Raw genomic sequence first — 13,606 nt, forward strand, 5'->3', positions numbered from 1 at the left:
CGCCCCGGTGCCGTTTCCGCACCTGTTCACACCGCTGCGGCTGGGCGCCGTCACCCTGCCCAACCGCGTCGTGATGGGCTCGATGCACATCGGCCTGGAGGACCGCCCGGGTCAGCTGCCCAAACTGGCCGCGTTCTACGCGGAGCGGGCCGCCCACGGCGTCGGACTGATCATCACCGGCGGGTTCGCGCCGAACCGCACCGGCTGGCTGCTGCCGTTCGCCGGCAAGCTGACGTCGGCGCGGGAGGCCGACCGGCACCGGGTCATCACCACGGCGGTACACGACGCCGGCGGGCGGATCGCACTGCAGATCCTGCACGCCGGCCGGTATGCCTACCACCCGTTCGGCGTCAGCGCGTCGCGCACCAGGTCACCGATCACCCCGTTCCCGGCCCGTGGTATGACCGGCGGCGAAATCCGGGGCACCATCGACGATTTCGCGCGGTCGGCCGAACTGGCCCGGCGCGCCGGCTACGACGGTGTGGAGATCATGGGGTCCGAGGGCTACCTGATCAACCAGTTCCTGGCCGCCCGGACCAACCGCCGCACCGACGAATGGGGCGGTGATCCGGCCCGCCGGCGGCGGTTCGCCGTCGAGATCGTCCGGCGGGTGCGGGCCGCGGTCGGCGACGACTTCCTGGTGATCTACCGGATGTCGCTGCTGGATCTGGTGCCGGGCGGGCAGACCTTCGCCGATGTCACGGCGCTGGCGGCCGAGATCGAGGCGGCCGGCGTGACGATGATCAACACCGGGATCGGCTGGCACGAGTCGCGGGTGCCCACCATCGTCACCTCGGTGCCGCGGGCGGCGTTCAGCTGGGCCACCGCGGCGTTGGGCCGGCACGTGACGGTCCCGGTGATCGCCAGCAACCGGATCAACATGCCGGAGGTCGCCGAGGAGATCCTGGCGCGTGGCGACGCCGATCTGGTGTCGATGGCCCGGCCGTTTCTCGCCGATCCGGAGTGGGTGGACAAGGCTCGGCAGGCCCGCAGCGAGGAGATCAACACCTGCATCGCCTGCAATCAGGCCTGCCTCGACCACGCCTTCGCCCGCAAGCGGGCCACCTGCCTGGTGAATCCGCGCGCCGCCTACGAGACCGAACTGCGGTTGGCACCGGCCCGCCGACCGCTGCGCATCGCGGTGGTGGGCGCCGGCCCGGCGGGTCTCGCGGCGGCGACGACGGCGGCGGTGCGCGGTCACACCGTGGACCTGTTCGAGGCGGCCGGGGTGATCGGCGGACAGTTCCAGCTGGCCCGCCGCATCCCCGGCAAGGAGGAATTCGCCGAAACCATCCGCTATTTCACCCGCAGACTGGAGATCACCGGTGTCAAACTGCACCTCAACCACCGTGTCACCGCGGCCGAGCTGCTCGACGCCGGCTACGACGACATCGTGCTGGCCACCGGTGTGGCACCGCGTATTCCGGACATCCCGGGAATCGACCGGCCGAACGTGCACGGCTACGCCGAGGTGATCACCGGGCAGGTCGACATCGGCCGGCGGATCGCGGTGATCGGCGCCGGCGGCATCGGTGTCGACGTCACCACGCTGCTGACGCATGGCGGGGTACGGCCGCAACCCGTCGCGGACTGGCTGCGCGAGTGGGGCGTGGCCGACCCGGCCGAACACCCCGGCGGGCTGACCGGAGCGCAGCCGCCAGCACCGGCGCGGGAGGTGTATCTGTTGCAGCGCAAGCGCTCCCAGATCGGCGCCGGATTGGGTAAGACGACCGGTTGGGTGCATCGGGCGACGCTGCGCCACCGCGGTGTGCACCAGCTGACCGGCGTGCGGTATCACCGCATCGACCAGGCCGGCCTGCACATCAGCGTCGACGGCCGGGACCGAGTGCTCGATGTCGACGACATCGTCGTCTGCGCCGGCCAGCTGCCCCAACGGGAGCTGCACGCCGAACTGTCCGCCGCGGGGATGTCGGTTCATCTGGCCGGCGGCGCCGCGGTCGCTGCGGAGCTGGACGCCAAACGCGCCATCGCCGAAGGCACCCGGCTGGCCGCGCGTATCTGAACCCACCGAGGCGGTCGGCGACGACTGGTCGTGGCTGGTGCTCAGCGATGCGATCATCGACGGCACGCGCCGGTTCGACGCGTTTCGACGCCGACTGGAGATCGCCCGTTCGACGTTGAGCGCCCGGTTGTCACCGCTCTGCGACGACGGATTGATGGTGCAGCAGGATCGCGATTACCTGCTCACCGACGCCGGTGCCGACTTCTTCGCATGCGTCATGACGGCGATGGCGTGGGGGACCGCTGGCATACCGACGGAAACGACGTCCCGACGCGCGTCATCCACATCGACTGCGCCGACCAGGTTCGCGGCGAATTACGTTGCGCAGCATACGATGGCCTGCTGGATGCGCACGCCGTGGCGTTCGACCGGCGGCCCGAGGACAAGGGTCTCGATCTGTATCCGGTGCCGTTGTCGATGATGGCGTGGGGAGATCGGTGGTTGCCGACCGAGCGACCGTCGGTGCGGCTGACCCATCTGGTCTGCGGGCAACGTCTCACCGCCCGGCTGAGCTGCAGCGCCTGCGCTCGGCCGATCGACCGGTCGGCGGTGACGTTCGAACATCGTTGAGGGGCATCCGCGCCGCGCGCAGATGACGAATTGGTGCATCGCCGGGTGCGCCACAGCCGTTACGATGCTTAACCATGGCGGCGGCACTGCAGGTCAACCCCGATGACTTGGGTAGCGCGGCGACAGCGCAGACCGAGGTGGCCGCTGCCGTCTCGGCGTTGACGATCGGCGAGTCGATCAGCGCGGCCGGTGCGGCGCTGGCGGGTCTGTCCTGCGGGTCGGCCTGTCAACAGGCCGGTGCGACGCTCGACGCGGTGGCCGGCGTCATCGCCACCGACCTGTCGGCCCATGCCGAACGGTTGACCCGGGCCGCCGCCGACTATCGCAGCACTGATCAGCAGCAGGCGGAACGGCTCAACCGGATCGCGGGGCGGTGATGGTCACGATTCCGCTGGTCGAAGCGTCCCGACCGGAGGAACTGGTATCGGCTGCGGCGAAGGCCGGCGCGGCGGCGGCCACCCTGCAGGCCCAGATCGCCCGCCAACAGTCCACGCTCACCACATTGCGGACAAGCTGGCAGGGCACCGCGGCAGACGCCGCGCTCGCCAAGGCCGCACCGACCCTGCAGCAGCTTCAACTCCTGCATCAGTCGCTGATCGACTTGCAGACCAGCCTGCACACCGACGGGACGGCGCTGATCGGCCACCGGACAGCACTGCTGGAGACGGTCTCTCAGCTGACGGCGCTGGGATGGTCGGTCGCGCCGCACGGCACGGTGTCGGTGCAGGCGGGCAGTGCGCTGGACCAGTACGCGCGGATAAGCCCGGCCAACGCGATGCGGGTGCAGCAATTGGCCGCCACCCACACTGTCGTGGTGGCCCGACTGCTGGGCGAGTTCGACGCGGCTGACCGCCGGGCCCGGGGCGGCATCACCGCCGCGGTGGCGCCGCTGGACGGCAACGTCGCCCTGGTCTGGAGTGCCTTCGGACCGAAACCACAGACCCCGGCGCGCGACGGCCCGCAGATTCCCGAAACCACCGATCCGGTGCAGATTCGCGACTGGTGGACGTCGCTGACGGACGAGGAACGGGAACGGCTGCTGCGGGAGCATCCGGAGAAGCTGGGCAACCTCAACGGGATCCGCGTCTCAGACCGCAGCGAGGCCAACAAGACGGTGATGAACAACGACATCGACCGGGTGCAGAACCGGGCGGCAGTGCTCGGCGCCGACATCGAGGAGGTGCTCGCCGATCCACAGCGGTACAACCTGACCGACACCGATGTCACCCGGTACCGCAACGCGGTCAAGGTCAGAGAGGGCCTGCAGCGGCAGGCGGAACTGACCGATGAGCCGACCTACCTGTTCGTATACGAGCCAGAGGAGTTCGGTGGACAGGGCCGGGCCGCGGTCGCGGTCGGCAACCCCGATACCGCCGAGGACACCGTGGTGCTGGTGCCGGGCACCGGCAACAGCGTCACCGACGGTTGGCTGGCCAGCGATGACATCACCAACGTGTTCAAGGAAACGAATCTGGCGAACGACGGCGGTCCGACGGCGGTGGTGGCCTGGATGGGTTATGACGCACCGGACTCGCCGATCGATCCGCGGATCGCGATGACCGGCCTGGCCCGCGAGGGTGGCCAATTGTTGGCGTCCGACGTCAACGCGCTCGATGTGACGTCGTTGGGTACCTCCCATGTCACCACGATCGGACACTCCTACGGTTCGACCACGGTCGCCGACGCCGCCGCCGGCTATGGGATGCGTGTCGACGATGTGGTGTTGATCGGCAGTCCGGGCACCGATATGGCCAAGAGTGCGGCGGACTTTCACCTTCCGGAGGGTGGTCACGTCTATGTCGGGTCAGCTTCCACTGATCCGATCACCGGTATCGGTGAAGCGTTCGGCGCGCTCGGCAATGACCCGTCGATGGACGGTTACGGCTCAACCCGGTTCAAGGCCGAGGTGTACGGCTTCAACGCCAACGTCTTCGCCGACCACAGCGCCTACTTCGAGCCGGGTTCGGAGTCGTTGTACAGCATCGGCGACATCGCCTCGGGCAACGGGGACAAACTGCAGGAGCACGGCATGACCGCGCAGCACCGCGGCGCGGGTGTGCTGCCTGACTTCGTGGATCCCGAATTGTTCCGCCGGGCCACAACAGGACATCACCATTGACAGGTCAGACGAGGATCGGAGCATGAGTGCGAAGCTGGTTGGTCCGGGCGGCAGGGATGCTGACCGCGGTAATCGTTGTGACGGGATGTGATTCGATGGCTGCTCCCTTCGGTGGTGTCAGCGAACCGCTGACCCCCGAACAGGCTCGTGACCAGGCCGTGGACGCGGCTCGGGATGTGGTGTCGACGCTCGATCTCCCGGTTGCCGAAGCGCATTTCAGCCGGGCGGCGTGCCGGGACAATGGGGGTGGCCCGTACCGGGGTCAGGTGACCATCAAGTATCCGAAGGCCGACAGTTATGACGCCGCGACCGCGGAGATCGAGCAGATGGTGCAGCGGCTTTTCGCTGCCGGTTGGGACGACAACACCGATTTCCGCACGCACGGCAAGATCGCTCACAAGGACGGTGTGGTCGCGGTGTTCCGACCCCAGAGCAGCACCGCTCAGAACCGGATGATCGACGTCCTGGGTGAATGCCGCGACACCACCACAACCTGGGAAACCCGGGGCGGCCTTGAGACGTTGACGTTGCCGTAGCGGATAAGGTTGTCCCTTACTGGGTTTCGGCTGCCGCCCGGGCCCGTTCTGTCATCGAGGCAATCACCCCGCCGTCATTGAGGATGTCGGTGCCGGTGAGGTAACTCGCCTTGGCACTCGCGCAGAAGGCGAGCAACTCCGCCATCTCCTCCGGGGTGCCCCAGCGCGGAACCGCGGCATCGGCGACCATCGCCCCGGCGCCGGCCTGCTCCTCCAGCCGTCCCATCTCGGTGTCGATCGATCCGGGCGAGACCGACACGATGCGCAGCCCGCGCGCGTTGAACCGCTCGGCCTGGGCGGCGCTGTACCACTTGACGAAGCTCTTGCTGAGCGCATAGGCGATACCTGAGCGGCCCTCCTCGGGGAAGGCGTCGCAGGTGGCGAGCATCTCCGACAGGAACCCGTCCAGATCGGTCAGCGCGCGGGCGAACAGGTTCGTCCGAACCATCTCGGCCGGCAGCATGTGCGCGGCCATCGAGGCCACGTTGACGATCGCCGCGCCCGCGCCCGCGGTCCGGAGGAAGGCCTCGTTGACGTGGACGGTACCCACCGCATTGGTGCGCATGACGTATTCGGCGCTACCCATGCTGGGGCTGACCCCGGCGGTGTGGATCACCGAGGCGAGCTCCCCGATACCCGCCGTCTCCTTGAACAGCCGGTCGACCGCCTGCGGATCGGTGACGTCGCAGTGCACGGGCGTGGCGGTGATGCCGTCGTCACGCAGCACGGCGGCCGCCGTGTCGAGCCGGTCCTGCCGCACGTCGCACAGCACCACCGCATGTTCCCGGCCGACGACCCGGGCGGTCGCCTGCCCCATTCCGCCCGCACCTCCGGTGATGACCGATACCGAAGACATGACGGTAAACCTATACTGGCCGCGCTGCCCGGCACCAGGGCCGGCGCCGGGTAGCCTCGATCCGGTGCATGAGTCGAATCCCGACAAGCTCGATGCGAGCACCCTGAGCGGCGTGTCGGAGACCGCGTTGATGACGCTCTACGGCCGGGCCGAGCAGGCCCGCCACCCGCAACCGATCATCGACGACCCGATGGCCGTCCGGCTCGTCGACCGCATCGACTTCGACTTCACCAAGTTCGGCCGCCGCGGTCAGGAGATGGCGCTGCGGTCGCTGGCTTTCGACCGGGCCGCGCTGCGGTACCTGTCCGATCACCCGCGCGCCACGGTCGTCGCGCTCGCCGAAGGCCTGCAGACCACCTTCTGGCGGGTCACCGACGCCATCCCCGATGCGCGGTTCCGTTGGCTGACAATAGACCTCCCGCCGATCATCGAACTGCGCGAGCGGTTGCTGCCGGCCGAACCGCGAATCGTCACGCTGGCCCAGTCGGCGCTGGACTTCTCCTGGATGGACCGGGTGGACACCGATCACGGCGTACTCATCACCGCCGAGGGGTTGCTGATGTATCTGCAGCCCGACGAGGCCATGACCCTCATCGAGCGGTGCGCCGCCCGGTTCCCGGGTGGACAGATGCTCTTCGACCTGCCGCCGGTTCTGCTGAAGAAGCTGGCACCCAAGGGTTTACGGGCCAGCCGTCGCTACCGGGTGCCGCCGATGCCGTTCAGCCTGTCCCCCGCGCAGCTGGCCAGGCTGGCCGACACGGTGCCGGGTGTGCGGGCGGTGCACGACCTCCCGATGCCCGAGGGTCGCGGGTTCTTCTTCCGGGCCGTGTTCCCGCGGTTCTGGCAGGCCCGGCCGACCCGGCAGTGGCGCGGCGCCTACACCCTGCTGGAGTTCGGCTGACACGCACCCACCAGGATGTCCCCGTGAGCCCCCTCGACCCCACCACCGTCTCCGGCATCCACGGCATGCGCTACGACGGCGCCACCCTGTCGCTGCGGCAGGACCTCACCACGGCGCTGGTCGACCATCGCGGGGAGCTCGAGATGGCCGCCTACGCCGTGCTGGCCGACATCTCCCACACCCGGGCCTGATCGGGGGCGTCGGCCGGTTCCCGGTCCGGCGAGCACCGACTACGCTCTTCTGCTGTGCGGAAACGGGCCAGAGGTGCGATCGAGCGGCCCACCTATCTCCTGGAGTCGGTCGACAACGCCCTGCGGCTGTTGCAGATGCTGCGCGACGGGGGAGCGGTCCGGCTCACGGAGGCGGCCGAAGAGCTCGGCGTCGCGCCCTCCACGGCACACCGCCTGCTGGCGATGCTGGTCTACCGGGGCTTCGCCGTACAGGACGAGAAGCGCACGTACCTTCCGGGTCCGGCGTTGCGCGCCGGGCCGGCCGAGCGGGGCTGGACCCGCGAGTTCACCGACGTCTGCCTACCGCACCTGGAGGCGTTGTCCACGGTGTGCGGCGAGACCGTCAACCTGGTGATCCGGGTCGGCACCGGGGTCCGGTTCCTCACCTCGGTGGAGTCCACCGCGATGTTGCGGGTCGGCGACCGCAGGGGGCAGGTGTTGCCGGCCGAGCGCACCGCCGGCGGTCGGGCGTTGCTGGCCGAGCTCGACGACGAGGTGGTGGAGCGGCTCTACGCGGACCGCTCGGCCGGGCAGCGGGCCGAGCTGCTGACCGAACTGGCCGCTGTGCGTGAGGTCGGGTTCGGCCTCAACGTCGAACACACCGAGGAGGGGGTGGCGGCCTTCGGGGCGGTGGTGCGCAATCGGCTGGGCCGGGCCGTCGGTGCGGTGACGGTCGCGGTGCCGATCGTGCGCTACCAGCGGCATGCCCGCGGGGATCTGGTCAGACAGTTGTTCCGCACGGCCGACGAGATCTCGGTGGATCTGGACGGCCGGTTCGATTCGCTCGAACCCTGACTTGTTTCTGCTGTACAGAAATAGCTACCGGGCGGATGGTGGCCGACCCTAGCTTCGAGGGAGGGCCGTGCCCCGGGTCCGCCGACCGGCGTGACGCCGGAGTCGCGACCGATCCACATCGACTCCACATCGACCGGGTTCTGTCCGGTCCGGGGCGGTGGCGACCGGGCGGCCCACCCCGAAGCAGCTTTCGTGAAGGAGCTTTCGTCATGTCTGCCCACGTCGCCGGCGATCGGCGCGGGTCGAACACGGTCCGGTCGATGAGGACACCGTGACCGGTTTCGTCATCAGGCCGCCCCGGCCGCCGGTGCTGACCCGGCTGTACGGCCGGAACCCGTTGTTGCGTCCGATCGATCGGGTCGAGGCGACGATCATGACGCTGACCGTCGTGCTGTCGGTCATCGGGCTGCCGTTCGCCCTCGCCGTCACCTCGGAGCAGGTCCGCGCCGACACCGCACCGGCTGCGGCGGCCGTCGCCGCGGCGGTCATGGCGGGCGTCGCCGTCACCGCCGCCGCGATGTGCGGGGTGACCCGGGTGGTGTGTGACCGGATCCGCACCGCCCGCTGGGAGCACGGGCTCGACAGCCTGGAGGACGCCGTCTGGCCATGATGGGGTCATGGCCGAGGTGACAGTCGACCCCGCGGTGACATTCGACAGTTCCGGTTGCCGGCTCGCGGGAACCCTGGTGAGCCCCGCCGGGCCGCGCGCCGCCGCACTGCTGCTGTCCGGCTCGGGCCGGGTGGACCGCGACTCCGACACCCGCGGGTTGCGGCTCGGGGTGACCCGGATCCTCGCCGACGAGTTGGCCCGCGCCCGGGTGGCGACGTTGCGGTACGACAAACGCGGCGTCGGGGCCAGCGGTGGCGACTACCTGCGCGCCGGATTCCACGAGCAGCTCGCCGATGCTCGCGCCGCGCTGCGCCGGCTCACCGAGCGGATGCCGGGGTTGCCGGTTCTGGTCGTCGGCCACAGTGAAGGTGGTCTGCACGCCATCGAGTTGGCCGCCGACTCCGCTGTGGCCGCGGCGGTGCTGCTGGGCACCCCGGCCCGACCGGGAGCCGAGGTGTTGCGGTGGCAGGCCGAACAGATCCTCGACACCATGCCCCGGTGGGCGCGCGCACTGCTGCGGGCGGTTCGGCTGGATCCGCTCGAGACCCAGCGAAGGCGGCTGGCCCGCATCGCCGCGTCGTCCCGGGATGTGATGCGGATCCAGGGGGTGCGCGTCAACGCCCGCTGGCTGCGTGAGCTCATCGCCCACGATCCGAGGCCGGCGCTGCGCCGGATCACCGTGCCGGTGCTGGCGATCACCGGTGCGCACGACGTGCAGGTGCCACCGGCCGACATCGACATGATGCGGGAGCTGATCCCGGGCCCGTTCGAGGGCCATGTCGTCGCCGGCGTCAACCACCTGTTGCGGCCGGATCCGCACCGCCGCGGACCTCGCGGCTACCGGCGGTCCGCCCGGGATCCGCTCGCCCCGGCGGTACTCGAGTTGATCACCGACTGGGTGTCCCGCACCGTGCCGGTGCCGTGACCGGCGCCGGCCGCTAGATCCGCCGGCGGAGCGTCGCCGCCCGCAGCGTCAGATGGTTGCGTTCGGCCAGGTTGTCGGCCTTCGCGGCGGCTTCGGCGTAAAGGTCTGCCGCAGTGGCGATGTCACCGGCCTGTTCGTGCAGGTAGGCCGCCGCGGCGGTGTGCCGGGGCAACTCGGGGTCCAGTTCGGCCAGCGCCGCCAGACCCGCCCGTGGTCCGGCGGCGGCGCCGACCGCCACCGCACGGTTGAGCCGCACCACCGGGCTGCCGGTGAGCGCCACGAGCTCGTCGTACCACTCGACGATCTGCACCCAGTCGGTGTCCTCCACCCGCTGCGCATCGGCATGCAGCGCGGCGATCGCGGCCTGGGCCTGATACTCGCCCAGCCGGTCACGGGCCAGCGCGGCCTGCAGGATGCCCACCCCCTCGGCGATCAGATCCCGCCGCCACACCGATCGGTCCTGCTCGGCCAGCGGCACCAGGCTGCCGTCCGCGCGGGTGCGGGCGGGCCGGCGGGCGTGGTGCAGCAGGAACAGCGCGAGCAGCCCGGCCACCTCCGGATCGTCGGTGACCGCGACGAGCCGGCGGGCCAACCGGATCGCCTCCTCGGCGAGGTCGACCTCGCCGGTGTAACCCTCGTTGAAGACGAGATAGAGCACGCGCAGCACGGTGCGCAGATCACCGGGCCGACCCGGTTGCACGTCGGCAATGGTGTGTTTGGCGCGGCTGATCCGTTGCGCCATCGTGGATTCCGGCACCAGATAGGCCTGCGCGATCTGCCGGGTGGTCAGCCCGCCGACGGCGCGCAACGTCAGCGCGACGGCCGACGCCGGGCTCAGGCGCGGATGCGCGCAGAGAAAGTACAGCGCCAGGGTGTCATCGACGGCGGGGACGGGTCCGGGCGGCGGTCGTGTCGCGATGAGTTCCTCGCGGCGGCGACGGGCGGCGTCCGACCGGGTGGCGTCCACGAAGCAGCGCCAAGCGGTGGTGATCAGCCAGCCCTTCGGATCCCGCGGCGGCTTCCCGGCCCAGGTGGTGAGCGCTCTGACCAGAGCCTCCTGGACGGCGTCCTCGGCGGAGGCGAAGTCGGCGCCGCGGCGGACGAGGGTGCCCAGCACGCCGGGGATCAGCTCGCGCAGCCGGCGCCCGTCGATCACTGGTCGACGATGGTCGGCGCGGTGGTCAGGAACGGCCGCAGTTCGAGCCATTCATGGATCGGTCTGCCGCCGGCGCCGGGGGCCGCGGAGAGCTCACCGGCGAGTTCGACGGCGCGTTCGTAGGAGTCGACGTCGATGATCATGAACCCGGCGATGAGGTCCTTGGTCTCGGCGAACGGTCCGTCGGTCACCGGCGGCCGGCCGTCGCCGTCGTGGCGGACCCAGGCGCCTTCGGGCGCCAGCGCGCTCTCGCCGACGAACTCGCCGGTCTCCTTGAGCCGGTCGGCGAAGTCGGCCATGTACTTGATGTGCGCCTCGATCTCGGCTGGTGTCCACCGGTCCATCGGCGCGTCGTTGACGGCCGCCGGCGCCCCGCGGTAGTGCTTGAGCAGCAGGTACTTCGCCATCGGATTCTCCCTTCGGTGTGGCGACCCGATCGGTCGCTCATCCATGGGACGGAGCCGTCACGCCGTTCTCGACATCCTCGACCGTGACCGCAGGCGCCCGCAACCGCTTGCGATTGCTTACGGTCTAACGGTGAATTTCGACGAGTACCGCAGCCACGACGCGACCGGCCTGGCCACACTCATCGCCGACAAAGAGGTGACGCCTGAGGAGTTGCTCACCCTGGCCCGGGACCGGGCGGCCGCGGTGAACCCGCGGATCAACGCGATCGTGCGGGAGGTGCCCCCGGCGTTGCCCACCGAGCTGTCCGGTCCGTTCGCCGGGGTGCCGTTCCTGATCAAGGATCTGTCGCAGGACTACGCCGGTCTTCCCACGTCGGCCGGCTCGCGGGCGCTGATGTCGACGCCCGCCACCGAACATGCCGGCGTGGTGCGGCGCTGGCTGGACGCCGGTCTGGTGATCTTCGGCAAGACCAACACCCCCGAGTTCGGGGCGAAGGGCATCACCGAACCGGAGGTCTGGGGCCCGACCCGCAATCCGTGGAATCTGCGGCACAGTCCGGGCGGGTCCTCCGGCGGGTCGGCGGCCGCCGTCGCGGCGGGCATCGTGCCGTGCGCCGGGGCGAGTGACGGCGGCGGCTCGATCCGCATTCCGGCGGCGTGCTGCGGGCTGGTCGGGTTGAAGCCCGGGCGGGGACTCGTCCCCACCGGACCGGCGGTGGGTGAGTCCATGCACGGCGCGGCCGTGGAGGGGGTGGTGTCCCGGTCGGTGCGGGACACGGCGGCGATGCTCGATGTGCTGGCCGGCGGGGAGCCGTGGGGCCCCTATGCGCCGGCCGTCCCGCCGTCGTCGTTCGCCTCGTGTGTGGGCGCGGATCCGGGCCGGCTGCGGATCGGGGTGCGGGTGCCGACGGCGATCAACCCACAGCCCCACCCGGACGCGTTCGCCGCGGTAGAGGCCACCGTGCGCACGTTGACCGAATTGGGCCATCAGGTCGAGGAACTGCCGCAGGCCCCGTTCGACGACGCGGCGCTGGCCCGCGATTTCCTGCTGACATGGTTCGTCTACACCGCGTGGGAGCTCGCCGACACCAAGCGCCGGACCGGCGCCGGGGACGATGCGTTCGAACGGGACACCCTGATCCTGGCCGCACTCGGCCGGGCTACCGGCAGCGTCGACTATCTCGACGCCGTGCATCGCCGGCATGCCCACACCCGCCGGCTCACCGAATTCTTCGAGACCCACGATCTGCTGCTCACCCCGACGCTGGCCACTCCCCCGCCGCGGATCGGGCAGTTCGACCTCCCGGCGGCGCTGGAACGCGCATCGGACGTGCTGATCAAGACCCGCACCGCCGGGTTGCTGCGATTCACCAAGTTCGTCGACGACGCGGTGGAGCAGAACCTGGCCTGGGTGCCCTACACCCAGTTGGCGAATCTGACCGGGCGGCCGGCGATCTCGCTGCCGCTGCACTGGACCGCCGACGGGTTGCCGCTCGGTGTGCAATTCGTCGCACCGCTGGCCGGTGAGCAGACGTTGATCCGGTTGGCCGCCCAGCTCGAAGAGGCGATGCCGTGGGCCGACCGGGTGCCGCCGCTCTGAGCGGGTCTCAGAGCAGCCCGGAGGCGGTCACCACCTGCCACGTCCCGACGACCGCGAACAGGATCAACAACACCTGACTGCGGTGGTCGCGCGCCCAGTTGTGGATCGGCTGCAGGATCGCCTCGGTGCGGCTGGGCACGAACACGTAGCCCAGCAGCGCGATCTCGAACACCGCCAGCATCACGATGATGAAGACCAGCACCGCCGCCACCTGGGTGCCGATCGGCGCACCGGACGCCACGATGATGGTGTTCACCAACAGCACCAGCGGGGGCGGCGGCACATAGGCCAGACCGAACACCATCGACACCCACACGGCGCCGTTCTCCCATGCCTGCCGGGCCCGGCCGACCAGCCGCCCGACGGCCGCCTTGGCATTCCGGTACCCGCCGCGCAGGCCGCCCGGCGCGGGTTGGTCGGCCCCGGCGCCGGCGCCCGCGGTGTCGTTCCCGGCGGCGGCGCCCGGGGCGTCGGGGTCGAGCACCAGCGTCGAACCGGCACCACCGGCGACGGCCGGCGCCGGTTCGGGCACCCGCCGCCGGCGCAGCAACCGCACCCCGATCCAGGTGGCGACCAGCAGGCAGAACACGCCGGTGCCCAACTGCAGTGGTTGGATCCCGGTCTGTTCGGACGGGGTCGCCAGATCCCGGGCCACCGCCTCGAAGGACGGCACCAGGTGCAGCAGCATCAGCGGCACCAGCCAGACCGGGATGTTGACGATCAGGCAGCCGATCCAGAACGCGACCAGGTTCGGTATCGGCCGGGGCCGCGAGATCATCAGCAGGATCAACGCGAGCAGCATCGGGTTGAGCGACACGAACAGTGCCAGCCCGACAACGTCACTCCACATGGTCACTCCACATGACCGATCCCTGTTC

General features: G+C 70.2%; 16 protein-coding genes. 12 read left to right on the top strand and 4 right to left on the bottom strand.

Annotated elements, in window-relative coordinates; genetic code table 11:
- The first annotated feature begins 7 nt into the window (after positions 1 to 7).
- The 6 genes from CKW28_RS22845 to CKW28_RS22865 all read left to right on the top strand — a co-directional run bounded on the left by CKW28_RS22845 (position 8) and on the right by CKW28_RS22865 (position 5,248).
- A complete protein-coding gene (locus tag CKW28_RS22845; RefSeq protein WP_040546202.1) occupies positions 8 to 2,023 on the top strand; it encodes an NADPH-dependent 2,4-dienoyl-CoA reductase in 2,016 nt (671 codons plus the stop codon).
- A complete protein-coding gene (locus tag CKW28_RS24465; RefSeq protein WP_353960605.1) occupies positions 1,962 to 2,444 on the top strand; it encodes a winged helix-turn-helix transcriptional regulator in 483 nt (160 codons plus the stop codon). Before CKW28_RS22845 ends, CKW28_RS24465 begins: the two co-directional genes overlap by 62 nt.
- A complete protein-coding gene (locus CKW28_RS23835; RefSeq protein WP_162292326.1) occupies positions 2,381 to 2,593 on the top strand; it encodes a hypothetical protein in 213 nt (70 codons plus the stop codon). The genes CKW28_RS24465 and CKW28_RS23835 overlap by 64 nt, the downstream gene beginning before the upstream one ends.
- A 74-nt stretch (positions 2,594 to 2,667) precedes the next feature.
- The gene (locus CKW28_RS22855; protein ID WP_003924286.1) at positions 2,668 to 2,970 is read left to right on the top strand and encodes a type VII secretion target; all 303 of its coding nucleotides are present in this window, start codon (positions 2,668 to 2,670) and stop codon (positions 2,968 to 2,970) included.
- Positions 2,970 to 4,712 (top strand): alpha/beta hydrolase, encoded by a 1,743-nt coding sequence (locus CKW28_RS22860; protein WP_003924287.1) that lies wholly within the window; start codon positions 2,970 to 2,972, stop codon positions 4,710 to 4,712. The genes CKW28_RS22855 and CKW28_RS22860 overlap by 1 nt, the downstream gene beginning before the upstream one ends.
- Before the next feature lie 56 nt (positions 4,713 to 4,768).
- Positions 4,769 to 5,248 carry a lipoprotein LppJ family protein gene (locus CKW28_RS22865; protein WP_234785068.1) on the top strand — a complete coding sequence of 160 codons (480 nt, stop codon included), beginning with the start codon at positions 4,769 to 4,771 and terminating at the stop codon, positions 5,246 to 5,248.
- A 16-nt stretch (positions 5,249 to 5,264) separates the two neighbouring features.
- Here CKW28_RS22865 and CKW28_RS22870 read toward each other — a convergent pair whose 3' ends face one another.
- Positions 5,265 to 6,104 carry an SDR family oxidoreductase gene (locus tag CKW28_RS22870; protein ID WP_003924289.1) on the bottom strand — a complete coding sequence of 280 codons (840 nt, stop codon included), beginning with the start codon at positions 6,102 to 6,104 and terminating at the stop codon, positions 5,265 to 5,267.
- Positions 6,105 to 6,234: 130 nt separating this feature from the next.
- On the opposite strand from CKW28_RS22870, the gene CKW28_RS22875 reads away from it, so the two are divergent.
- From CKW28_RS22875 to CKW28_RS22890, 5 genes are all read left to right on the top strand, one after another.
- Positions 6,235 to 7,005, top strand: coding sequence for a class I SAM-dependent methyltransferase (locus tag CKW28_RS22875; RefSeq protein WP_234785069.1), 771 nt, complete (start codon positions 6,235 to 6,237; stop codon positions 7,003 to 7,005).
- Positions 7,006 to 7,028: 23 nt separating this feature from the next.
- Positions 7,029 to 7,196, top strand: a complete 168-nt coding sequence (locus CKW28_RS23765; protein ID WP_003924291.1) for a hypothetical protein — start codon at positions 7,029 to 7,031, stop codon at positions 7,194 to 7,196.
- A gap of 54 nt (positions 7,197 to 7,250) precedes the next feature.
- Positions 7,251 to 8,030, top strand: coding sequence for an IclR family transcriptional regulator (locus tag CKW28_RS22880; RefSeq protein ID WP_003924292.1), 780 nt, complete (start codon positions 7,251 to 7,253; stop codon positions 8,028 to 8,030).
- A 271-nt stretch (positions 8,031 to 8,301) separates the two neighbouring features.
- The gene (locus tag CKW28_RS22885) at positions 8,302 to 8,640 is read left to right on the top strand and encodes a hypothetical protein (protein ID WP_003924293.1); all 339 of its coding nucleotides are present in this window, start codon (positions 8,302 to 8,304) and stop codon (positions 8,638 to 8,640) included.
- Positions 8,641 to 8,647: 7 nt separating this feature from the next.
- A complete protein-coding gene (locus tag CKW28_RS22890) occupies positions 8,648 to 9,565 on the top strand; it encodes an alpha/beta hydrolase (RefSeq protein WP_003924294.1) in 918 nt (305 codons plus the stop codon).
- A gap of 13 nt (positions 9,566 to 9,578) precedes the next feature.
- Here CKW28_RS22890 and CKW28_RS22895 read toward each other — a convergent pair whose 3' ends face one another.
- A complete protein-coding gene (locus CKW28_RS22895) occupies positions 9,579 to 10,718 on the bottom strand; it encodes an RNA polymerase sigma factor (RefSeq protein WP_040546204.1) in 1,140 nt (379 codons plus the stop codon).
- Positions 10,718 to 11,128 (bottom strand): YciI family protein, encoded by a 411-nt coding sequence (locus CKW28_RS22900; protein WP_003924296.1) that lies wholly within the window; start codon positions 11,126 to 11,128, stop codon positions 10,718 to 10,720. The genes CKW28_RS22895 and CKW28_RS22900 overlap by 1 nt, the downstream gene beginning before the upstream one ends.
- A gap of 130 nt (positions 11,129 to 11,258) precedes the next feature.
- Between CKW28_RS22900 and CKW28_RS22905 the strand changes: the two genes are divergently transcribed.
- The gene (locus tag CKW28_RS22905) at positions 11,259 to 12,728 is read left to right on the top strand and encodes an amidase (protein WP_003924297.1); all 1,470 of its coding nucleotides are present in this window, start codon (positions 11,259 to 11,261) and stop codon (positions 12,726 to 12,728) included.
- Between the two features lie 7 nt (positions 12,729 to 12,735).
- Here the strand turns inward: CKW28_RS22905 and CKW28_RS22910 are convergent, their stop codons facing one another.
- Positions 12,736 to 13,578, bottom strand: coding sequence for a GAP family protein (locus tag CKW28_RS22910; RefSeq protein ID WP_040546196.1), 843 nt, complete (start codon positions 13,576 to 13,578; stop codon positions 12,736 to 12,738).
- Between the last annotated feature and the right edge of the window lie 28 nt (positions 13,579 to 13,606).

The organism is Mycolicibacterium thermoresistibile (genome assembly GCF_900187065.1).
GTDB lineage: Bacteria > Actinomycetota > Actinomycetes > Mycobacteriales > Mycobacteriaceae > Mycobacterium > Mycobacterium thermoresistibile.